Origin of the sequence: Pseudomonas sp. NFACC14, assembly GCF_900106885.1 — a bacterium.
GTDB classification, from domain to species: domain Bacteria; phylum Pseudomonadota; class Gammaproteobacteria; order Pseudomonadales; family Pseudomonadaceae; genus Aquipseudomonas; species Aquipseudomonas fluorescens_AA.
In genome coordinates this window covers 17585-41189 of sequence record NZ_FNOA01000005.1, presented here as the reverse complement: position 1 = coordinate 41189, position 23605 = coordinate 17585, and the positions used below count along the sequence as shown (strand labels likewise).

Here is a 23605-nt window from a genome sequence, read left to right as displayed (position 1 = left end):
TCGTATAAACACGCTGTACCCCACGCGCAGGGCCGATATAATGCGGCCCTTTGCCGTTGCTTCGTCTGTTGACGTTTTGCACAGGCCTTTGGCCGCAGCCTCCGTGGAAGAACCTAATGAAAAGCGCAGAAATCCGTGAAGCCTTCCTTCGCTTCTTCGAAGAGCAAGGCCACACCCGAGTAGCCTCCAGCTCTTTGATTCCGGGCAACGACCCGACCCTGCTGTTCACCAACGCGGGGATGAACCAGTTCAAGGACTGCTTCCTGGGCCAGGAAAAACGTGCCTACACCCGTGCGGTAAGCAGCCAGAAGTGCGTGCGTGCCGGCGGCAAGCACAACGACCTGGAAAACGTCGGCTATACCGCACGTCACCACACGTTCTTCGAAATGCTGGGTAACTTCAGCTTCGGTGACTATTTCAAGCGTGACGCCATCACTTTCGCCTGGACCTTCCTGACCTCCGACAAGTGGCTGAACCTGCCCAAGGAAAAGCTTTGGGTAACGGTCTACGCCAGCGACGACGAAGCCTATGACATCTGGACCAAAGAGGTCGGTGTCCCGGCAGAGCGCATGGTGCGCATTGGCGACAACAAAGGCGCGCCTTACGCCTCCGATAACTTCTGGACCATGGGCGACACCGGCCCATGCGGCCCTTGCACCGAGATCTTCTACGATCACGGCGCCGACATCTGGGGCGGCCCACCCGGCTCGCCGGAAGAAGACGGCGACCGCTACATCGAGATCTGGAACAACGTATTCATGCAGTTCAACCGCACCGCCGATGGCGTGTTGCATCCGCTGCCAGCGCCGTCGGTGGACACCGGCATGGGCCTGGAACGGATCAGTGCGGTGCTGCAGCACGTTCATTCCAACTACGAAATCGACCTGTTCCAGAGCCTGCTGAGCGCGTCGGCCAAGGCCATCGGCTGCACCAACGACAACCAGGCCTCGCTGAAAGTGGTCGCCGACCACATCCGTTCCTGCGGCTTCCTGATTGCCGACGGCGTGCTGCCTTCCAACGAAGGTCGTGGCTATGTGCTGCGCCGGATCATTCGTCGCGCCTGCCGTCACGGCAACAAGCTGGGCGCCAAGGGCAGCTTCTTCTATCAGATCGTCGCGGCATTGGTGGCCGAGATGGGCGACGCCTTCCCGGAACTCAAGTCCCAGCAGGCGCATATCGAACGCGTACTCAAGGCTGAAGAAGAGCAATTCGCCAAGACCCTGGAGCAAGGCTTGAAGATCCTTGAGCAGGACCTGGCCGAACTCAAGGGCAACGTGGTCCCGGGCGACGTGGTGTTCAAGCTGTACGACACCTACGGCTTCCCGATGGACCTGACCGGCGACATCGCCCGCGAACGCAACCTGACCCTCGACGAGGAAGGGTTCGAGCGCGAGATGGAAGCCCAGCGGGTGCGTGCGCGTTCCGCCAGCTCCTTCGGCATGGACTACAACAGCCTGGTCAAGGTAGATGTGGCCACCGAGTTCACCGGTTATGCCGGCACCACCGGCTCGGCCAAGATCGTTGCCATCTATAAGGACGGGCAATCGGTCGACATCCTGAGCGAAGGCCAGGAAGGCGTGATCGTGCTGGACAAGACCCCGTTCTACGCCGAGTCCGGCGGCCAGATCGGCGACAGCGGTTACCTGCAGGCGGGCAGCTCGCGTTTCGACGTGCGTGACACCACCAAGACCGGCGGCGCGTTCCTGCACCACGGCGTGCTGGCCTCGGGCAGCCTGATGATCGCCGCCCCGGTGGCCGCCCATGTCGACGCCGAGGTGCGCCATGCCACGTCGCTGAACCACTCCGCCACGCACTTGCTGCACGCGGCGTTGCGCCAGGTGCTGGGCGAGCATGTCCAGCAGAAGGGTTCGTTGGTGGACAGTCAGCGCCTGCGCTTTGACTTCAGCCATTTCGAAGCCATCAAGCCTGAGCAACTCAAGGCGCTGGAAGAGATCGTCAACGCCGAGATTCGCAAGAACTCCCCGGTGGAAACCGAAGAGACCGACATCGAGACCGCCAAGCGCAAGGGCGCGATGGCGTTGTTCGGCGAGAAGTACGGCGACAGCGTGCGCGTGCTGAGCATGGGCGACTTCTCCGTTGAACTGTGCGGTGGTATCCACGCCAACCGGACCGGCGACATCGGCCTGATGAAAATCATCAGCGAAGGTGGCGTAGCATCCGGTGTGCGCCGGATCGAAGCGGTCACCGGCGCCGCGGCCCTGGCGTACCTCAACGCGGCCGAAGAACAACTCAAGGAAGCGGCAACCCTGATCAAGGGCAGTCGCGACAACCTGATCGACAAGCTGTCGGCTGTGCTGGAGCGCAACCGCCTGCTGGAGAAGCAACTCGAGCAGTTGCAGGCCAAGGCCGCCAGCGCCGCGGGCGACGATCTGTCGGCCCAGGCGGTGGACGTCAAGGGCGTGAAGGTGCTGGCCGTGCGTCTGGACGGCCAGGATGGCAAGGCGCTGCTGGCGCTGGTCGATCAACTGAAGAATAAACTCGGCCGCGCAGTGATCCTGCTCGGCAGTGTCCATGAGGAAAAGGTCGTTCTCGTCGCAGGCGTGACCAAAGACCTGACTGGCCAACTCAAGGCCGGTGATTTGATGAAGCAGGCCGCTGCGGCAGTGGGCGGCAAGGGCGGTGGTCGTCCGGACATGGCGCAAGGCGGTGGTACCGACGTCGGCGCCCTGGACGCGGCACTGGCCCAGACCGTTGCATTCGTAGAGCAGGGTATTTAAGGCAGCGTCGCCGGGCTCGTGGTCTAGTGACGAGCCCGGCCGTTGTTTGAGTGATTTATTGGGCGCCCTTCATGGGCAGAGGCGGCTTTGAAATGGCTTTGATCGTACAGAAATTTGGAGGCACCTCGGTCGGCACTGTCGAGAGAATCGAACAAGTCGCCGACAAGGTTAAGAAATTCCGTGAAGCGGGCGATGACCTGGTGGTTGTGCTGTCGGCAATGAGCGGCGAGACCAACCGTCTGATCGATCTGGCCAAGCAAATCAGCGGCGACCAGCAACCGGTTCCCCGTGAGCTCGACGTGATTGTTTCCACCGGCGAGCAGGTGACCATCGCCTTGCTGGCCATGGCGCTGATCAAGCGTGGCGTGCCGGCGGTGTCCTACACCGGCAACCAGGTGCGTATCCTGACGGACAGCGCGCACAACAAAGCGCGTATCCTGCAGATCGACGACCAGAAGATTCGCGGCGACCTGAAGGCTGGCCGTGTCGTGGTTGTCGCCGGTTTCCAGGGCGTGGACGAGCAGGGCAATATCACCACCCTCGGCCGTGGCGGTTCCGACACCACGGGCGTAGCACTGGCGGCGGCTCTCAAGGCTGACGAATGCCAGATCTACACCGATGTGGACGGTGTCTACACCACCGACCCACGGGTGGTGCCTGTGGCCCAGCGCCTGGACAAGATCACGTTCGAAGAAATGCTGGAAATGGCCAGTCTCGGCTCGAAGGTGTTGCAGATCCGGGCGGTCGAATTCGCCGGCAAGTACAACGTTCCGCTGCGCGTCCTGCACAGCTTCAAAGAGGGTCCGGGCACCCTCATTACTATTGATGAAGAGGAATCCATGGAACAGCCGATCATTTCCGGCATCGCTTTCAACCGCGATGAGGCCAAGCTGACCATCCGTGGCGTGCCAGACACCCCCGGCGTGGCGTTCAAGATTCTCGGCCCGATCAGTGCCGCGAACATCGAAGTCGACATGATCGTGCAGAACGTCTCGCACGATAACACCACTGACTTCACCTTCACCGTGCACCGCAACGACTACCAGTCTGCCGAAGCGATCCTGAAAAAGACCGCTGGCGAGATCGGTGCCCGGGAAGTGGTGGGCGACACCAAGATCGCCAAGGTCTCGATCGTCGGTGTCGGCATGCGTTCCCACGCAGGCGTGGCCAGCCGCATGTTCGAATCCCTGGCCAAGGAAAGCATCAACATCCAGATGATCTCTACTTCGGAAATCAAGGTTTCCGTGGTGATCGAAGAGAAATACCTGGAACTGGCCGTGCGCGCCCTGCACACGGCTTTCGAGCTCGACGCTGCTGCCCAGCAGGGCGAGTAAAGCGTTATCCAGAGGGCGCGGTTGGACCGCGCCCTTTGTTTTTCTGAATGGCGCGTCCCAAAACTGTTCTTTTGCCCGCGCTGGTCAATACTAGGCCTGTAGGCTTCGACCGTTTCGGTTGTAGGTCCAATGCCTTTTTTTTGCAGACTGTTGTCCCTTAAGTGAATTGCGTGAGGAGAAAGGTATGCTGATTCTGACTCGTCGGTGTGCAGAAAGCCTGATTATTGGCGATGGCGAAATCACCGTGACCGTGCTCGGCGTCAAAGGAAACCAAGTGCGTATCGGCGTCAACGCCCCGAAAGAGGTTGCTGTACACCGGGAGGAAATCTACCTGCGTATCAAGAAAGAGAAGGACGACGAACCAAGCCATTAATTTTTATCGATTTTTATGTTTGCAAACGGGGATGAAGGTGGTTAATATACGCCCCGTGTTGCGGAGAGCTGGCCGAGTGGCCGAAGGCGCTCCCCTGCTAAGGGAGTACACCTCAAAAGGGTGTCGGGGGTTCGAATCCCCCGTTCTCCGCCATTATTCGTTTAGTGCGTCAGAACCTGGCTTGATCAGTAAGTGTTTGAAATTACTGAAAAAAGCGCTTTACAAAAGGATTTGACGACCTATAATTTTTTTCACCACTTGCACTCGTAGCTCAGCTGGATAGAGTACTCGGCTACGAACCGAGCGGTCACAGGTTCGAATCCTGTCGAGTGCACCAAACACCAAAAAGCCCGCGTTTAATGCGGGCTTTTTGCTGTCTATGATTTGCCTTTCACGCACCCCCTTTCATCGAACACGACCTCTGCGCTGCGACCTTTCTTCGCCTTGTAGGTATACCGTGTGTTCGAATTCCGAATCTTGATTGAGTCTGGCTTGCCCAGGGCGCTCTCGACGTCCTGTTGGCTCATGCCAACGACGATTCGTCGCTCCAGAATGGCATCGCGGCGTTGCCTGGCATCGATGAGGTTCCCGCAGCGGTCCTGGAACTGGCCGACCACGGTCGGCTCCTTGCGGGTGGTTGTGTTGCCGGATGTTTGCCAGCGCTCCGCTTCGGGCAGCATCGCCTCGGTCGTCGGCTCGATCGAACCTGGGCTGTAGGGATGGATCTGCTGGAGTGACAGGGCTTCACCCGGGCCACAACTCAAGGTGGTGAATGTCACGTGCCCCGCGATGCTTTCGCAGCGATGCACGGTTTGCCCGGCGGCCCACAAAGGCAGGCAGGGCAGGCTGGCGAGCAGGATCAGGTAGTGGTTGATGGGCATCCGGTCGTCCTCCTTGACGGTGCAGAAGAACAGGGTAGACGCCGCATTCCTGTCGAGGCGTGTGTTTTCTTTTCCGGATAAGTCGTCGTAAAGCGCAAGGTTCAGCCTGCGTTCAGGTTTGTCTCGCAAGCGCTTGTTCTTGCCATGATTTTTTAGCGTTTTAAAGCGTCAAGCGGTGTATGATTGCGCCCGTCAGCCCCGCCGGGGCTTTGGAATATCTCCATGGACTTACCCAGTAGTTACTCAATATTTAGTTTTGCCAATCATGAATTAACTGATTGATCCTTCCGGCGTGCTCCACTGCTGGGAGTGGAGTTCGCCTATGACCCAAGTAGAAGTAAAAAAAACGCAGGAAAGCCTTCAGGATCGTCTCGCTCAAGTCGTTGAGCTGCTGCAGCGCCAACGGGTCGTCGAAGACCTGACGCATCGCCAGGAAGGCCCGAATCATGACCGGGTCGAGAACCTGGTCCACCGGCAGAATCTCGTCGAGCTGCAACGCAAGCTCGATGACCTGCACTCCGCCGACGTCGCCTACATTCTTGAAGCCTTGCCCCTGGAAGAGCGTCTGACGGTCTGGCAGTTGGTCAAGGCTGATCGAGACGGTGACATCCTGCTCGAAGTGTCGGACTCGGTTCGCGAAACCCTGATCGCCGACATGGATGATCATGAGTTGCTGGCGGCGGCCAAGGAAATGGACGCCGACGAACTCGCCGACCTTGCGCCCGAACTGCCACGGGACGTTGTCCACGAACTGATGGAAGCCCTCGACGGCCAGCAACGTGAGCGTGTGCGCTCGGCGTTGTCCTATGACGAGGAGCAGGTCGGTGCGTTGATGGACTTCGAGATGGTGACGATCCGCGAGGATGTCAGCCTTGAAGTGGTCTTGCGTTACCTGCGTCGTCTCAAGGAGCTGCCAGGCCATACCGACAAGCTTTTCGTGGTCGACTACGACGGTGTGCTCAAGGGCGTGCTGCCCATCAAGCGTTTGCTCGTCAACGACCCGGAAAAGCAGGTGGCCGAGGTCATGGCCAGCGATCCGGTGAGCTTTCATCCGGACGAAGACGCCTACGATGCGGCCCAGGCATTCGAACGTTATGACTTGATTTCCGCACCGGTGGTCGACAAGAACGGCAAGCTGATCGGCCGTCTGACCATCGATGAAATGGTCGACTTGATTCGTGAGGAAAGCGAAAGCGAAGTCCTCAACATGGCCGGTCTGCGCGAAGAAGAAGACATCTTCGCCTCGGTCTGGAAGTCCCTGCGTAACCGCTGGGCCTGGCTGGCGATCAACCTGATCACGGCGTTTGTCGCCTCCCGGGTCATCGGCCTGTTCGAAGGCTCCATCGAGAAGCTGGTGGCGCTCGCGGCGCTGATGCCCATCGTCGCCGGTATCGGTGGCAACTCCGGTAACCAGACCATCACCATGATCGTCCGTGCCATGGCGCTGGACCAGGTCAGTACCGGCAATACATCGCGATTGATGCGCAAGGAACTGGCGGTCTCCTTGATCAACGGCGTGATTTGGGGAGGGGTGATTGGTGTGGTGGCTTATCTGCTTTATGGCAGCTGGTCGCTGGGGGTGGTCATGACGGCCGCAATGACGCTCAACCTGCTGCTGGCGGCATTGATGGGGGTCTTGATCCCCATGACCCTGGCCCGTATGGGGCGCGATCCTGCCATGGGTGCCAGTGTCATGATTACCGCGGTGACCGACAGCGGCGGGTTCTTCATTTTCCTGGGGTTGGCGACGATTTTCCTGCTCTGAGTCGCTCATCGAGAAACCCGCCTGTTGGCGTAGAACTGTTCGCTTGAAAAAAAACGGCGCTTCTTTCAGAAATGAGAAGCGCCGTTTTTTTTGAGCTTTTTTCGATTGGTGGGGCGCCGAGATCGAGCGTCCAAAGCAAGAGCAACCGGCGGGTCCAGCCGCTATGCAATGGCACTAACGCTATCGCGAGCAAGCTCGCTCCCACATGGGGTTGCGGGTGATTGACCGATATGAGGTCACCAGCAATTGCTTCTATCGGGCCTGGGCAAACGCCAGGCACAAAAAAGCCAGCACGAGGCTGGCTTGAGTGTTTTGGCTGTGATCAGGTCGGTTCTGCGGCCATCTCTACGTCATGGGCAATCAGCGAAACGAGGGCGTTCTGCTGACGGTGGGAGAGTTGTCGGAAGCGTTGAAGCAGCTCGCGCTCATGCAAAGACAGCTCCGGGCTGTCCAGGCGCATGCTCAGCTCTTCACCCAGTGCACCTTCCTGAATCAGACTTTGCTCCAGGCGCGCAATGATTTCAGAGTTCATGCTGCGATGATGATTACGAGCCACCTCGGCAATGCGTTCCCGCATTCCGTCTGGCAGACGTACGACGAACTTGTCAGCCGTACGGCTGGAATAAATTGCCTTTGTCATTGGGCGCATATTTATTTAACCGGTTAGTTCAGGGGAGCGGTTCTCGGGATTGGCCGCAGGATGTCGATAGGACAAGCTCCACTGCCAAATGTTCAACCTGAATTGTTAAGAGGCCCGCATCATGCCTCAAAATTGCCAGATCATTGGCGCCAATTCTGTGACAAATTCTGATCCGGGTAAAGGCGTTATGCCAGCACCTTTCATCAAAAAATGCGGACTGGTTGGAAAAAAACAACAGGTTCGCATTTTGTGACCGTCGAATTGTGTCGTTGTGCCATACCGTCTGGCGGATAACGGAAATGGACAAAAGCACCTGCCGTCCCTGTCTTGTACAGGATAGTGGCAAATGGCCGATTTACTAGGATAAACGAGCCTGGGACAGATGAATGGTGGTCATCCTCGGCCGCTAAGGCCTTGTCTGTCTTCCAGGCGGTACCATTTGCCTACACTTAAAAAACAGCGACGACATGACAAACGCAGGGCAGGTCGTTACCATGCACGCCGTCCCGCGCACCGCGTTTCTCGTGGTCGACTCGTGTCTCAGTAGCTCAATTGGATAGAGCATCCCCCTCCTAAGGGGAAGGTTGGCAGTTCGAACCTGCCCTGGGACACCATTATAAACAGTGGGTTAGCGCAATTGCCGCTGACTTTTCCTGCTTGAATCCCACATCCCCCGTACGATCCAACCTCGGCTTGGGCTTGCCGTTCATGCCTCGCACAGCGCCTCATTCCCCCCAAGCTGTGACCAACTGCCCATTTTTACCCATTCGTATCGAACATATTTCGGTCACGGGAAACTTTCTCCCCTCTCTGCCATCAGACCGTCTCGGTACGTTGTAGGACTTTTCCTTCGTTTCCGATGGATTACGTACCTCGTTATTTATCAGTGTCAGTGCCAATGCCGCTTCCGGCGGTCCTGACTTACCGTGTCTTCGATTCAGGCCACAAGGATGTGACATGCAGCCAGCCGCACCCTGCCGAACGCGTAAACCGAGCAGCCCTCGCCGTTGTGCTGGCGGAACCCGTTCATCCGCACAGAACGCCAAGCGTCTCGCCTTGCTGCTGATGGCGGCGTGGATGACGGGCGCGTGGAGCGCTGCGCAGGCGGCCGGACCTGAAGAAGAACTGTTGCGCCAGCAAGAGCGTGAACGGGTTTTGCGCGATCAGTTGGAGTCCCGGCCCGACGTGCGTCTGCAGTCGGCACCCGTGGATGAAGGTGCCGGGCGCTTGCCCGTCAAGGAAACTCCCTGCTTTGCCATCAATGACATCCGCCTGATCGGCGAGGCGTCGGAAAAATTCCAGTGGGCGTTGCGCGCCGCCAATCCCAAGGATGATCCCGCCATCGGTCGTTGCCTCGGCGGTGGCGGGATCAACCTGACGATGAAGCGCATGCAGAATGCGATCATCGAGGCCGGCTACGTCACCACTCGCGTACTCGCCGAAGCCCAGGACTTGAACAGCGGGGTGCTGGTGTTGACCCTGGTGCCAGGGCGCATTCGCGAGATTCGTTTCGAGGAGGGTACCAGCGCCCGCGCCAATGCCTGGAACGCGATGCCGGCCAATCCTGGCGATCTGCTCAACTTGCGCGACATCGAACAGGCGCTGGAGAACTTCAAGCGCGTGCCGACCGCAGAGGCCGACATCAAGATCGCGCCAGCCCGTGCCGCCGACGCCAGGCCCGGTGAGAGCGATGTGGTGATCGCCTGGAGCCAGCGGTTCCCCGCCCGGGTGAGCCTGTCGGTGGACAATTCCGGCAGCAAGAGCACGGGCAAATACCAGGGCAACGTATCGCTGTCCTTGGACAACCTGCTGTCGCTCAACGATTTGTTCTACGCCAGCGTCAACCATGACTTGGGCGGCGGCGAGTCCGGGCACCGCGGTTCCGATGGCAACACGCTGCATTATTCGCTGCCGTTCGGCTACTGGCAGTTGGGGTTCACCAGCAGCGAATACAACTACGAACAGTCTGTCGCCGGCGCTAACCAGTCCTATCAATACCGAGGCGAGAGTCGTAACAACGAGTTGCGCCTGTCACGCCTGCTGTACCGCGACGCCGTTCGCAAGACCACCGCTTGGGGCAGCCTGTGGACGCGCTCGTCGGAGAACTTCATCGACGACACCGAAATCGGCAACCAGAAACGCCGCATGGCCGGCTGGCAGTTGGGGCTGGACCATCGGGAATTCATTGGCGCTTCGATTCTTGACCTGGGCGTTGCCTATCGTCGTGGCACCGGTGCCCACGACGCGCTCAGGGCACCTGAGGAAGATTTCGACGCCGGTACGTCACGCTCGCAGATCATCACCGCCGATGCCCAATTGCAGGTACCGTTCCAGGTCGGCGATCAGCGCCTGCGCTACATCGGTGGCTGGCGCGCGCAATGGAACCGTACGCCGTTGGTGCCCCAGGACCGCTTCTCCATCGGCGGGCGCTACAGCGTGCGCGGCTTCGATGGTGAAAACATTCTTTCCGCCGACCGTGGCTGGACCCTGCGCAACGAAATCGGCCTGTCCCTGGGCCAGACCGGCCAGGAGCTCTACACCGGCATCGACTATGGCGAAGTCAGCGGCCAGTCCAGTGAGTTCCTGATCGGCCAGCGCCTGGCGGGGGCCGTGGTGGGTATACGCGGCGGTTACAAGGGGCTGTCCTATGACTGGTCGGTAGGTACGCCGTTGAAGAAACCCGATGGTTTCGAGACGGCCAACGTGACCAGCGCGTTCACCGTCATCTGGTCATTCTGAGGTGATCCCATGCAGTTCGAGACGCTAGACATTATCGCTCCTGGCCTGATCGACGAACCCTGGAGCGAAGCTGCGGTGTTCGGCTCCGCCACTTGGTTGTGGATGCATTCCAAGGCCCATCGCGATGCGCCGTTGCACACCTTGCCGACATTGCTGTTGCCGGCGCTCAAGCATCGCCAGTTCGTGCTCGGCTCTGAACACGGCAAGCCGGTGTTCTACCTGTCCTGGCTCAACCTCGACGAGGCGGCAGAGCAACGTTACCTGCGCCAGTCGCCGCTGGCGCTGAGCCAAGAGGACTGGAACAGCGGCGAACGTCTCTGGCTCAACGACTGGGTCGCCCCCTTTGGCCACACGGCGGTGTTGAGCCGCTTGTTGCAACGTCACCTTTTCATCGATCGCTGCGCTCGAGCCCTCTATCACCGAGGCGACGAGCGTGGCCTGCGGGTCAAGACATTCCAAGGGATCGGGGTCATCCCCGAACAGGCCCAGGCCTGGTTTGCCGCCCACCCGCTGGCAGTCAAAGCGTAACTCCAACCACTGGTCGTGCGGGCAGGCTCCGCAAATGGAATTGCTATGAACAAGCATCTGTACCGAATCGTTTTCAACAAGGCCCGCGGCCTGTTGATGGTCGTAGCCGAGAACGTCACCAGCCAGGTCAAGGCGCCGGGGACCCGCTCCGGGCCGACGACGGGCGCAGCGGCTTGCACGGCGACATTGAGGGCGTTGCGCTTTGCCGTGATGACCGCGATCGGCCTGGTGTCCTTGAGCGTCGCACCGACCTGGGCCGGCACCATCGTCGCCGATCCAGGCGCTCCGGCTGGCCAACAACCGACGGTGATACAAAGCGCCAACGGCACGCCGCAGGTGAATATCCGCGCGCCCAGTGCCGGCGGGGTCTCGCGCAACACCTACAACCAATTCGATGTCGACAGCCGGGGGGTGATTCTCAACAACGGCACAGGCAACAGCCAGACGAAACTGGGCGGTTGGATCGAAGGCAACCCGATGTTGGGCAATGGCAGCGCGCGGGTCATCCTCAACGAAGTCAATTCCAGCAACCCCAGCCAATTGCGCGGTTACGTCGAAGTCGCCGGCCAGCGTGCCGAAGTGGTCATCGCCAACCCCTCCGGTATCACTTGCAACGGTTGCGGCTTCATCAACGCCGACCGGGCCACCCTCAGCACCGGCCGCGCGCAGTTGGAGAACGGTCGCATCACGGGCTACACCGTGCAGGGCGGCGCGATCAACATCGAAGGCAAAGGCCTGGATGCCCGCGAGGCCGACTACACGGACCTGATTGCCCGCTCGGTGCAGGTCAACGCCGGGGTGTGGGCCAACGACTTGAAGGTCACCGCCGGACGTAATCAGGTCAATGCCGACAACACCCAGGCCACGCCGCTGCCGGGCACCGAGGGAGAAAAACCCACCGTTGCCATCGACGTCGCCAAGCTCGGCGGCATGTATGCCGGGAAGATCATGCTGGTGGGCACGGAGTCCGGCGTGGGGGTGCGCAATGCCGGGCAGATCGGCGCCATGGCTGGCGAGGTGGTGATCAGCGCCGACGGCAAATTGCAAAACCAGGGGGCGATCAGCAGCGCAACGGCGACGCAAATCACCGCCGCCAGCGTTGACAACAGCGGCACGCTCTACGCCAAGGGCGACCTGAAGCTCGACAGCGTCGGTGACATCGACAACAGTGGCACCGTTGCCAGCCAGAACCACACCACGCTCACCGCCAAGACCATTCGCAGCACCAAGGCCTCGAGCCTGGCAGCGGGCGTTGGTACGGACGGCAAGCTGGGCAAGAGTGGCAACCTCGCGCTACGGGCCACCACGATCAAGGCGCAAGGCCAGAACCTTGCCGGCGGCGATGTCGGCGTCGAGGCCGCTGACCTGGACCTGAGTGGCAGCCAGACCCTGGGCAGCAACGTCACTCTGACGGCCAGTTCCGGCGATGCCAACCTCAGTGGCAGCCAAGTCGATGCGACCCAGGTGCTGACCGCCAAAGCGGCCAAGACCCTGCGTACCGATGCGGCCAAAGTCAGCGCTGGCAACCTGCAATTGAGTGCGCGGGATGTGTCCAATGCCGGCGGTGAACTGGTGCAGACGGGGACCGCCGACACGTCGATCACCGCCGCCGCCACGCTCGACAACAGCGGTGGCCGTATAGCCTCCAACGCCGGCAACCTGAAGCTTGGCGCTAATCGCCTCGACAACGGCAACGGCAAGGTCGAGCACGCCGGCCAAGGCACCCTGGATATCCAGGCCAGCCAGTTGGCCGGTAGCAAAGGCACCTTGGCGAGCAATGGCAAGTTGAGCGTCAAGGCCAGTGAGGTGGTGGTCGATGACGGCCTGACCCAAGGCCAACAGATCACGCTCGACACCACGACCCTGTCCAACCAGCGTGGACGCATTCTCCAGACCGGCGCGCAACCGTTGCAGGTCACCGCCCGTGAACACTTCGACAATCAGGCCGGGCAAGTCAGCGGTCCCGCGGCGGTGGTCTTGAAGGTCGGCACGTTGAACAACCAGGGCGGCAAAGTCCTCGCCACCGATAATGGTGCGTTGACCGTCACGGCCGACAAAGAGATCAATAACGGCGGCGGGACGCTGGCCGCCAGCGGTACGACAAAGGTCAGCGGCGAGGCGCTGGATAACACCCAAGGCACGGTGAGTGCCGGCGGTGAGCTGGAAGCGACGTTCGATTGCTTGAACAACATCGGTGGCACGCTGGCCGCGACCCAGCGCATGCAGATCATCGCCGGGCAGTTGAACAACACCAACGGCGTGCTGGGCTCGGTGAAGTCCGGGTTGCTGGTCAGTGTCTCGGCGGATGCGCTGAACAACAGCGGCGGGCGCCTTGAAGCACTGGGCGATATCACGCTGTCGGCCCAAGGTTTGAATAACCAGGGCGGGGTGATCAGTGGCCAGGCCCTGGACCTGAACAGCCACGGCCTGCTGATGGACAACAGCCAGGGCACGTTGAATGCCGGCGCGACCCTCGACCTGCGCAGCGGTGAGTTGCGCAACGCGGCGGGCCTGATCCAGGCCAAGGGCAGGCTGTTCATCGACACCGGCAGCCAGGCGCTGAACAACCTTCAGTCCGGCACCACCCAGGGCATCAGCGGCCAGGACGCGGTGGAAATCCACAGCGCCCATTTCAACAACAGCGCCGGTTTCCTCGGGGCCAAGGGCGCGCTGGTACTCAAGGCCACCGACCTGACCAACGGCAGCGGCGGCCAGATCATTGGCCAGAAGAGCGTTCAGGTCGAAGGCGCCCGGGTGGATAACCGCGGCGGGCAGTTGCAGGGCCTCGGCGATGTCCAGTTGGTGCTGGGTGAGACGCTCAACAACCAGGGCGGACTGGTGCGCAGCGCGGGCACCCTGGGCGTGACTGCCGACGTGCTCGACAACAGCGCCACCCAAGGTGCCAACCAGGGGCTCGAAGGCCGCACCATGAGCCTGGCGCTCAACACCTTCGGCAACCAGGCCGGTGCCGTGCGCGCCGACCAAGGGTTGTCCATCGGCGTCAGCCAGGCGTTGGATAACCAGGCCGGCCTGATTTCCTCGGGAGCGGGCCTGACCATCACCGACCGCGATCCGGCGCAACGTCGCCAGTCGGTGCACAACCTCGACGGGACCTTGCTCGCCGGCAGCCTGTTGTCCCTCAACGCCGCCTATTACGCGGGCACCGGTCGGGCCCTGAGCCTGGGCGACCTGACGTTCAGCCTGCAAAGTGGCCTGGACCTGAGTGGACAGATCCAGGCCAATAACAAGGTTGACCTGAGCACCGATGGGGCTTTCAACAACAGCGGAAAACTGCTGGCGGGCAATCTCCTGCTGGTGCACTCGCAAACGCTGGACAACACCGCCAACGGTGAGATCAGCGCCGGCCAGGTTCGCTTGAACATCAACGACAGCCTGACCAACCGTGGCCTGATCGACGGCCAGCAAGTGCGTGTGCAAGCGCTGTCGCTGAATAATCTGGGCACCGGGCGCCTGTACGGTGATCGATTGGCGATCGCCACCTCGACACTGAGCAACCGCGATGAGAACGGTATCGCCGCGACCATCGCCGCCCGCGAGTCGCTGGACATTGGCACCGGCACCCTGGACAACCGCGAACGGGCGCTGATCTTCAGTGCCGGGGACCTCGCCATCGGCGGTGCGCTGAGCGCCACTGACAAGGCCCAGGAGCGGGCCCAACTGCTGACCAACGCCAGCGCGACCATCGAGGCCCTCGGCAACCTGTCGCTCGATGTGCAAAGCGTGCGCAACACCAACGAACACTTCAGCACCCAACAGGTGGAAGTCAGCCGCACGGCCTTGCAGGAGTTCCAGCTCAGCGGTTCGCCGAACCGCTACCAGGGTGACCAGATTTCCCTGCGTGACGATGAGGTCCTTTACCTCTACACGCCTGAGGGGCGCAAAGACAACTGGAACCGCTACGACTACACCCGCGTGGTCCAGGAAACCCAGATCGCCACCTCGGCGCCGGCGCAGATCCTCTCTGGCGGGACGATGCAGATCAACGCAGGCGATGTGCTCAACGACAAGAGCCGCATCATTGCCGGTGGGTTGTTGCAGGCCAACATTGCCAGCCTGACCAACACCGAATTGACCGGCCAGCGCACCACCACCGACAGTGGCACCGCTACGAATTTCTATCGCATCCAGCGCAAGGGCCGGGACCGCCAAGGAACAGCCGTCACGGCCTACACGCCTGCCCCTTTGATCCAGGACATCACCCTGCAACCGACCGTGTTCGCCCAGAACGCCGCTGGCAACGGGACCGGCACCCAGATCAGCGCCCGTGCCACACAGGGCCTCAGCGAGCAGGTAGCCGCCGCAGGCACGGTCAGCGCCCCGGTCGACAGGACCTATCAAGTGGCACCCATCGTTCAGGTCGCGGCCCAGACCACCCTGAACGGCAAGGGCGTCGCCGAGCAGATCCGCAGCGGCGGGCCATCCCTGGCATTGCCGAACAACAGCCTGTTCAGCACCAACCCCCAGAGCACCAGCAGCTACCTGATCGAAACCGATCCGCGTTTTGCCAGCTATCGCACCTGGCTGTCGTCGGACTACATGTTGCAGCGCCTGCAAGTCGACCCGGCACTGACGCAACAACGTCTGGGCGACGGTTTCTACGAGCAGAAGCTGATTCGCGAGCAAGTGGCGCAACTCACCGGCCGACGTTTCCTCGACGGCTACGCCAATGACGAAGTGCAATACCGTGCCCTGATCGACAACGCCGTGACCGTCGCCAGCCAGTGGCAACTGGTGCCCGGCGTGGCCCTGACCTCCGCGCAGATGGCCCAGTTGACCAGCGACATTGTCTGGCTGGTGCAGAAACAGGTGACCCTGGCCAACGGTGACACCCGCAACGTGCTGGTGCCGCAAGTGTACGTACGGGTCCAGGAAGGCGACCTCAACGGCTCCGGCGCCCTGATTGCCGGGCAGCAGTTGAACCTGAACATCGCCGGCGACCTGGTCAACAGTGGCAGCCTCGCCGGGCGCAGCGTCATGGCGATCACCGCGCAGAACATCGAGAACCTCGGTGGGCGTATCCAGGCCGACAAGGCGTCGCTCACCGCGCGGGAAAACCTCAACAACCTCGGCGGCCTGATCGGTGCCGTGGACAGCCTGTCGGTCAAGGCCGGGCAGGACATCAACGTCATCTCCAGCAGCCGGGACAGCAGCAGTGCCCAAGGCACCCGCACCAACCTGTCGCGGGTCGCCGGGCTGTTCGTCAGCGGCGCCCAGGGCACGATGGGCGTGAGCGCCGGCAACGACCTCAACCTCACCGGGGCCCAGGTGGTCAATGCCGGCAAGGGCGGCAGTACGTTGCTGGAGGCGGGCAAGAACATCAACCTGGCCACCGTCGGCGAAGCGCACGAGCAAGGGCTGACCTGGAACGGCAGCAACTGGCGCAAGGACGCCAGCCGGACCGAAGTCGGCTCCTTGGTCCAAGGGCAGGGCGACGTGCGCTTGAGCGCGGGCCAGGACCTCAACGCCCGCGCCGCCCGTGTCACCAGCGAGCAAGGCGCGGTATTCGCCGAGGCCAAGCGCGACGTCAACCTGACCGCCGGCCAGAACTACCAGTTCGCCGATGAAGCGCACAAGGTCAAAGGCAGCAACGGGATGTTCTCCAGCAAGACCACCACCACCCGTGACACGATCAGCCAGACCTCGGTCGAAGGTTCCACCCTGAGCGGCGAGCAGACCTATGTGCAGGCCGGTCGCGACATCAACCTCAAGGGCAGCAACGTGGTGTCCACGACCCAGACGGTTCTGGTGGCGGACAACAACGTCAACATCGAAGCCGACACCGCCAGCAGCAGTGAGCGCCACGACAAGTCCGTGAAGAAAAGCGGCCTGTTCAGCGGCGGTGGCATCGCCGTCACCCTGGGGACCCAGCAACAGAGCGTCAAGGACCTCACCACCGAGCACACGGCTGCGGCCAGCACCGTCGGCTCGACCGCCGGCGATGTGTTGATCGAGGCGGGCAAGGGCTATCGCCAGGTGGGCAGCCAGGTGTCGGCGCCCCAAGGCAACATCGACGTCACGGCGCAGACCATCGACGTCGTCGAGGCGCGCAACACCCGCGAACGCGAGCGTGAAACCCTGTTCAAGCAGACCGGGTTCACCCTCACCGTGACCAACCCGGTGATCAGCGCGATCCAGACGTCCCAGCAAATGAAACATGCGTCGGAGAAAACCGACGACGGGCGCATGAAGGCCCTGGCCGCCTCCACCGCCGTGCTGGCCGCCAACAACGCGGCGACCGCCGTGGCGATGGACCCGGGTTCGGCGGGCGGGATCAACATCAGCTTGTCGCTGGGCACCAAGAAAAACCAAAGCACCACCACCTACACCAGCGACAGCGCGGCCGGCTCGACCATGACCGCCGGCAATGACATCCGTCTGCGCGCCACGGGCGCCGGGGCCGCCAGCGACATCACCGTGCAAGGCAGCGAGATCAAGGCCGGGCGCAACGCCAGCCTGCTGGCGGACGGTGACATCAACCTGCTCGCCGCGCGCAATACCGACAAGCAGGAAACCGACAGCAAAGGCACCAGCGCGAGCATCGGCATCGGCTTTTCCCTGGGCGGCACCCGCAACGGTTTCACCCTGGACCTGGGGGCATCCGGCAGTCGCGGCCAGGCGGATGGCGATGGACTCACCCACACCAATACCCATGTCCAGGCGGGCAACCAGTTGCTGCTGGCCTCCGGCGGCGACACCAACCTCAAAGGCGCGGTGGCCAGCGGCAAACAGGTCCTGGCCGACATCGGCGGCGACCTGAACATCGAAAGCCTGCAAGACACCAACACCTATGTGGTCGATGAGAAGAGCCTGGGCGTTGGCATCAGCCTGTGCATTCCGCCGTTCTGCTACGGCATGAGTTCGGTCAGCGGTGCCAGTGGCAGCTTCGGTGCCACGGATATCGATTCCAACTACGCCAGCGTGACCGAGCAATCGGGCATCAAGGCCGGGGACGACGGCTTCGACATTCGCGTGGGCGGCAACACCGACCTGGTTGGCGGCATCATCGCCAGCAGCGACAAGGCGGTGCAGGACGGCAAGAACCGCTTGGTCACCGCCAGCCTTACCAGCCGCGACATCAAGAACAAGGCCGAGTACGACGCCAGCACCGTCAGCGTCGGTGGCGGCTATCGCGAAGTCGGCAAGGACCAGCAGGGCAACGCCACCAGCGGCGGCACGAAAACTCCTGGCACCGACTTGCCGAAGAACGATAACGACCTCAGCGCCACCATGCCGATTGCCATCAGTGCCAGCGACGACGCCAGCAGCGTCACCCGCAGTGGCATCAGCGGCGGCACCATCGTCATCAGCAACGACGCCGAGCAACAGAAGCGCACCGGCAAGAATGGCGAGCAAACCGTCGCCAGCCTCAACCGCGATGTCTCCAGCGACCGCGACACCACCAACACGCTCAAGCCGATCTTCGACGAAGACGAAATCCGTGCCGGTTTCGAGATCGTCGGAGCGTTCGCCAACGAGGCCAGCACCTTGCTCGCCAACAAGGCCAAGGAAGTCGACCTCAAGCGCAAACAGGCCGAGGCGGCTCAGGCAGCGGCCCTGGACCCCAACGCCCAACTCACCGACACCGAACGCCTGGCGCTGCTCGGCAACGCTCAGCGCCTCAATGCCGAAGCCAGCGGCATTGCCGACAAGTGGGGCGCGGGCGGTACCTACCGGCAGATCACCACCGCCCTGGTAGGCGCGGCCAGCGGCAATATCAGTGGCGGCAACAGTGCGTTCGTCCAAGGGCTGGTGGTCAATTACGTGCAACAGCAGGGCGCCGGCTACATCGGCGACCTGGTGGCGGACGGCAAGCTCACCGAAGGCTCGCCGCTGCACGCCGCCCTGCACGGCATCGTCGCCTGCGCGGGGGCCGCCGCCAGCAGCCAGAGCTGTGGCAGCGGCGCCGCGGGCGCGGCGGCATCGAGCCTGCTCACCGGCCTGTTCTCCGAAGCCAGCCCCGATGAAAGCGAAGCCCAGCGCGAAGCCAAGCGTAACCTGATTGTCAGCATCGTCACTGGGCTGGCGGCCACCAGCTCCTCGCTGGACCCGGCCACCGCCACCAGCGCGGCCGGCGCCGCCGTGGACAACAACTGGCTGGCGACCCAGCAATTGGTCCAGGCCGAGAAGGAATACAGCGAGGCCGATGGGCTGCTGGCGAAGGCGCAAGTGATCGCCAAATGGGGGTACATCAACCAGAAGCAAGACGTACTGACCCGCTTCGGCGTGGGCAAAGGCCTGGTACAGGCGGGCTGGAGCGACGTCGAGGGCCTGGCGCAATTCCTCCTCCATCCGGTTGACGGAATCAACGGCCTCAAAGCCCTGATCAACGACCCCGAGGCCCGCAAGCAGTTCGGCGATGGCGTGGTCAACGAACTCAACGCCAAACTCGACCGCGTGAAAGACGCTCTGGAAAACGGCGGCGACGACCGCGCCGTGCAACTGGGCCAGGATATTGGCGAGCTCGTCTGGCAGGTTGGCAGTATTGCCACGGGGGTTGGCGGGGCGGCGAAAGGTGGCGTGGCGCTGGCGAAAGCCGGAATCAAAGTGGGGGCGGAAGGGCTTGAGGCGATGGCCGGCCTGGCCAAGTTCGATAAGCTGGTGGCCCGTGGCGGGCAGTTCAACCCTAACGGTACCCCTCTGATGGATTTCCGGGCTCTTACCAACGCACAAAAGAGCATCGTGGGCGATGTCATGGGCGGCGAGCGGATCAAGTCACTGGTGCCGGGCGCCGAGAAAGTTGGTCGGGCGCCGGATATTGGTCAAACCGGTATTGATGATTTGTACAAGGTCGACAAGCCGGGTGTTGATTACCTTGTCGTGGAATACAAGTTTGGCTCGTCTACGTTGAAACCGACCAAGGATGGTTTGCAGATGAGCGATAGCTGGTTACAGGGGACTGCCACAAATTATGATCGTATTTTGGAGTCGGTCAGTGGCAACCGGAAAATGGCTGACAGCATTAGGGATGCATTACAGACCGGCCGGGTTGAAAAGTGGCTGGTTCATACGGACCCCTTCGGAAACGTTACTGTAGGTGTTCTGGATAAAGGTGGGAAGTTCACGGCCGATCCGGTTGCTGCATCCAAACTGTTGGGAGGGATTAAATGATTCGAGCGCCACTGGGAGATTCCCGCTATTGGTCGGAATGGGTTGCGTATGGTGACGAACGTATTGCCAAAACGTTGGAGACCGCGCGTTCCCCTGGGGGCGATCCCGACTACGCGCCACAGTACGTCTACACCATCGCCCAGGACCACTGGCACCAGATGCTAAGTCGCTACTCTGCCGGATGCCCTGTCGCTGAACTGCCGCGTTATTTCCCTGGGCTACTGGATGCCTGGGAAGAGGCAGAACGCTTGGGCGCGCCGGTCTGGACCCCGGAGCAACAACTCACCCGTCACAGCTGGCGCGTCAACTACGATCATTACATCGTCTGCTTCTGGCTGGTCGGCTTGGGGTTGGCTCTGGAGATACCAGATGATCAATGGCGAAGGCTGTTGGCCCTTATCGGCAACGAAGGCGAGGACGTGCTGCTCGACCGGATCATCGCGAGTCGCAGTCCCGAGCGTAAAGTGGGAGCCGTTCTCCTTTACCCCAAACCCTATGGCCGATTGCTGGCGGCAGTGGATGCGTCGGTGGATACGCAAGCTTCAAAGCTGGAGGCTTTTGTCAGTCACTGGTATCAGGAAATACGCACCGGGGCGAAGTCCGGTTCCGATCCCCAGGCGGTCAGTTATAAGCATCCCTACTGGTACACCTACGGTGACGTGAACTTTGAAGGCGGCGCGTATTTCGGTCGCTGGTGCGTGGAAGCCGTGGCGGCGGTAAAGGCTTTTGGGTTGGATGATTCTCAGTGCCTGGGGCTTGAACATTATCCAGGGGATTTATTGAGGCCCGACGGCCCGAGTACGCACCCGCTCAGGCAGGACGCTGAAGCGCCTACTGCGGTGGTTGTTGAGAATAAGGCTGGTTTTTGGTCGAAGTTGTTGGGGCGTCGTTAGCGTTTTTGAGCAGGTTTACAGGCCCCTTTTTTCAGTTAAACAATGACAGGCGGAAGGAGGCCGGGGGCAGATGCCTGGCCTCAGGCCGGATAGATTCAACTGTTAGATACTCGATTGATGGTGGACGTCCTGTGATTGTTGATTTTATAAATTCACCTAAAAATGGGAACTGATGAGTGAGCAGGGGCTGTATCAAAAAGTTGGCCGGCTTTTATTGGATGCTGGTCCCTCGGAGGCTCAGAAAATAGTTGTTAGAGCTAGACTTTTTGCCGAGGGCGATGGAGGAAGTTATGAGTTTGATTATTTCGATAAGACAAACCGCTCAAGCTGGTTTGATCCAGACAGCAGGGCTGTGGGAGATTTGACAGAGCTATTGGTTGAGCTTCGGCGCTATTATGTTGAAAATGGATTGTGCCAAAATGGAAAGGCTTGGTCTTCGTGTGCAGTTACGCTAGATGTAGAGAAGATGAAAATTAGTATTTATTATAATTATGATGATAAGGTTCTTTTTGCGGAGTAGGGTGCGAGGGGAAAGGTGACAGATTTATTTGGTTGTCCTGGTCTTAGATGAATCTGGCCCTTTTTCTGTTTAGGAAAATTCTACAGGTGAGGTTGTTGCGCCTCGGAGTACTTCGTAGTGAAGTTGAAAATTGAATTTCCCAAGAATTTGGTTACGGATGAGTTGCTTCGGCAGAAGCGGATTCCCTGTGTATGCAAGATAGCCAGCGAGTTTGAGGTTTTTTTTGCGGAAACTATTCCTGAATCGTCTGGAGTGGTGTTGGGATGGGATCGGAAAGAATTGGAGTTAAGAGCTGTTGCAGGGGCGGGTGGTCAGTATACGCATCATGCTTCTGGTCTGATTACGCTGAAGGATATCGGGGGTGGGGTTTATGAAATAATTGATCTTGAGATGTTTTATAGGAGTTTTGGTTGGTGCGCTATCTTGAGGGACGGTGAATATGCACCACCAGGGGAGTTCTGGGACGAAGAGTAATGGTTGCGAAGATATATTGCCGCCTTTACCAAAAACTGGCGAGAACTAAACATGAATTCTTTGTTGTCGGACTGGTGTGCCTTCTGTGAAGATAGGGCGATTTTTGATAAGTCCCACTTTTTGGGATTGTTGAAGGCGCACAGTGGCTCCGAGGAGATTCGACGTATATTTAGTTATTTTCCATCCTCGGAAGCGTTGGTTGATAGAACTGAGCGCGTTCTTGCCTCTGGAGATATGGACTCCTCTCTGTATCTCTTGCCAAGACTTAAAGTTGGAAGTGATGAGTTAATTCAGCTAGGTCGGGAGTGGCTCAAGGAGCAAGAAAGAGTATGTGGGGTTCTCGGTGATTCCGAAATCCTCAGTGTTTGTGAAGATGCCCGAGTGCTTTTTGTTAATAGTCACGATATGGATCGCTGGCTTCAAAAAGACATTCCTCATTATTGGTTTTTTGATGAGGTCGGGGATGCGATCAGAGGAAGCCGGATTTCTGATACTGAGCAAATTTATGCGCTGTTTGAGGCGCTTTATGGATTGGCTGCGGATTATTATCTTGCTTGGTATATTGGGCGGCCGTTGTTTAAGTTCGATATTGATTTGGAACCCTATTTTAGATTCTGGCGGGCCGGAGGAAGATGTGCTCTCGCCGAGAGTGGGTTCTTTATAACTAACTAGGGCTAGTATGATTAAGGTAAAGGGGTGGATTTATTTAATTGCTCTGTTCTTAAATAAAATATACCCCTTGCTTTCATATTTCCTTTCTTTCTTTTTTACGAGCGAAGCACCACCTTGCCCAGCACTGGCTAGGATACGCACCCGACGGTTTCGATAGAACGAAATATCTTGTATTGGGACGTTTCCCATTGACTTGCAGGACATTTCCTAGAAAATCCCAAGCCCTTGCGCCTGCCGATTCCGGTGCCTAGTCTTTGTTCGCCGCTGCCAATCCAGCGGTCGGGTTTAGCAGCTCGGAATCACGTTAGGCGCATGGTGACTGCCATTCAGTGCGGGCATTTTATTGCTCGAAGTTTAATGGCTGCTGTGCGCAGGGCATCTTCGGGTGCGCCGGTCTCCTAACGTACCGGTCTGCTAACCTGCGCATGGCTGCCACCCATTCGTTTAGCAGCGAACGTGGCGGCTCCCATTTACGTTAGGGGTATTCCATGGACAAGCTCATACCAGACCCACCCGTTCCCCCGCTGCATCTGGACATCGCGGCCGACGCCAACGCCGAACGTGTCATCGATTCCTATCTGAACCCCAAACCAGCCCAGCCTGACAAGAAGTCATCTCCCGACCAGCTATTCACTGTCGTGGAGGGCATTGATGCTGAGAGCCTGCTGGCCAACCTCAGCGAAACCCTGGCTTCTGCCAATGTCATGGCCAATGACTTGGCGTTTGAACTGGAAGGTTCTCGACGGCATTTTGCCTTGGGACTGCAACAGCTGATTGAACTGGGGCAGATGTTGGCAAACCGGGCGCTGGATGTCGTAGACCCCAGATAGGTGCTGAGAGAAGCGGATTTGATCAATGTTGACCGATCAAATCCGTTTTTGGGTAGGCGCGTGCGAGCGAAGCGAGGCTGCGATCTGAA

Annotated in this window: 14 protein-coding genes and 3 tRNA genes; 15 read left to right on the top strand and 2 right to left on the bottom strand. The window is 60.0% G+C overall.

Annotated elements, in window-relative coordinates; translation table 11 throughout:
- Nucleotides 1–116 precede the first annotated feature (116 nt).
- From alaS to BLU85_RS10245, 5 genes are all read left to right on the top strand, one after another.
- Nucleotides 117–2738 carry an alanine--tRNA ligase gene (gene alaS, locus BLU85_RS10265; RefSeq protein WP_092201673.1) on the top strand — a complete coding sequence of 874 codons (2622 nt, stop codon included), beginning with the start codon at nucleotides 117–119 and terminating at the stop codon, nucleotides 2736–2738.
- 92 nt (nucleotides 2739–2830) lie between these two features.
- A complete protein-coding gene (locus BLU85_RS10260) occupies nucleotides 2831–4072 on the top strand; it encodes an aspartate kinase (RefSeq protein ID WP_060741016.1) in 1242 nt (413 codons plus the stop codon).
- A 184-nt stretch (nucleotides 4073–4256) separates the two neighbouring features.
- The gene (csrA, locus tag BLU85_RS10255; RefSeq protein ID WP_003178872.1) at nucleotides 4257–4445 is read left to right on the top strand and encodes a carbon storage regulator CsrA; all 189 of its coding nucleotides are present in this window, start codon (nucleotides 4257–4259) and stop codon (nucleotides 4443–4445) included.
- Between the two features lie 62 nt (nucleotides 4446–4507).
- Nucleotides 4508–4598 (top strand) — tRNA-Ser (locus BLU85_RS10250).
- 107 nt (nucleotides 4599–4705) lie between these two features.
- Nucleotides 4706–4782, top strand: a tRNA-Arg gene (locus BLU85_RS10245).
- Between the two features lie 40 nt (nucleotides 4783–4822).
- On the opposite strand, the gene BLU85_RS10240 is transcribed toward BLU85_RS10245, so the two are convergent.
- Complete coding sequence (locus BLU85_RS10240; protein ID WP_092205386.1) at nucleotides 4823–5326, bottom strand: cell envelope protein SmpA; 504 nt, start codon at nucleotides 5324–5326, stop codon at nucleotides 4823–4825.
- A 322-nt stretch (nucleotides 5327–5648) separates the two neighbouring features.
- Here BLU85_RS10240 and mgtE point away from each other — a divergent pair, with 322 nt between their 5' ends.
- Nucleotides 5649–7091 carry a magnesium transporter gene (gene mgtE / locus BLU85_RS10235; RefSeq protein ID WP_060741018.1) on the top strand — a complete coding sequence of 481 codons (1443 nt, stop codon included), beginning with the start codon at nucleotides 5649–5651 and terminating at the stop codon, nucleotides 7089–7091.
- Between the two features lie 322 nt (nucleotides 7092–7413).
- On the opposite strand, the gene BLU85_RS10230 is transcribed toward mgtE, so the two are convergent.
- A complete protein-coding gene (locus BLU85_RS10230) occupies nucleotides 7414–7740 on the bottom strand; it encodes an Arc family DNA-binding protein (RefSeq protein ID WP_092205387.1) in 327 nt (108 codons plus the stop codon).
- 528 nt (nucleotides 7741–8268) lie between these two features.
- On the opposite strand from BLU85_RS10230, the gene BLU85_RS10225 reads away from it, so the two are divergent.
- From BLU85_RS10225 to BLU85_RS10185, 9 genes are all read left to right on the top strand, one after another.
- Nucleotides 8269–8345 (top strand) — tRNA-Arg (locus tag BLU85_RS10225).
- 463 nt (nucleotides 8346–8808) lie between these two features.
- Nucleotides 8809–10470 carry a ShlB/FhaC/HecB family hemolysin secretion/activation protein gene (locus tag BLU85_RS10220; RefSeq protein ID WP_092205407.1) on the top strand — a complete coding sequence of 554 codons (1662 nt, stop codon included), beginning with the start codon at nucleotides 8809–8811 and terminating at the stop codon, nucleotides 10468–10470.
- Nucleotides 10471–10479: 9 nt separating this feature from the next.
- A complete protein-coding gene (locus BLU85_RS10215; RefSeq protein WP_092205388.1) occupies nucleotides 10480–10998 on the top strand; it encodes a toxin-activating lysine-acyltransferase in 519 nt (172 codons plus the stop codon).
- A 45-nt stretch (nucleotides 10999–11043) separates the two neighbouring features.
- On the top strand, nucleotides 11044–20127 hold the full coding sequence (locus tag BLU85_RS10210; RefSeq protein WP_092205389.1) for a two-partner secretion domain-containing protein: 9084 nt from the start codon (nucleotides 11044–11046) through the stop codon (nucleotides 20125–20127).
- Complete coding sequence (locus BLU85_RS10205; RefSeq protein WP_092205390.1) at nucleotides 20124–21020, top strand: PoNi-like cognate immunity protein; 897 nt, start codon at nucleotides 20124–20126, stop codon at nucleotides 21018–21020. Before BLU85_RS10210 ends, BLU85_RS10205 begins: the two co-directional genes overlap by 4 nt.
- Nucleotides 21021–21192: 172 nt before the next feature.
- A complete protein-coding gene (locus BLU85_RS10200; RefSeq protein WP_170847676.1) occupies nucleotides 21193–21540 on the top strand; it encodes a hypothetical protein in 348 nt (115 codons plus the stop codon).
- Between the two features lie 117 nt (nucleotides 21541–21657).
- Entirely contained in the window at nucleotides 21658–22014 is a 357-nt protein-coding gene (locus BLU85_RS10195; RefSeq protein WP_092205392.1) for a hypothetical protein, read from the top strand.
- A gap of 51 nt (nucleotides 22015–22065) precedes the next feature.
- Nucleotides 22066–22686: a hypothetical protein gene (locus tag BLU85_RS10190; protein ID WP_139208066.1), complete on the top strand. Its 621-nt coding sequence runs from the start codon at nucleotides 22066–22068 to the stop codon at nucleotides 22684–22686.
- Nucleotides 22687–23174: 488 nt separating this feature from the next.
- A complete protein-coding gene (locus BLU85_RS10185; RefSeq protein ID WP_092205394.1) occupies nucleotides 23175–23516 on the top strand; it encodes a DUF6124 family protein in 342 nt (113 codons plus the stop codon).
- Nucleotides 23517–23605: the final 89 nt, after the last annotated feature.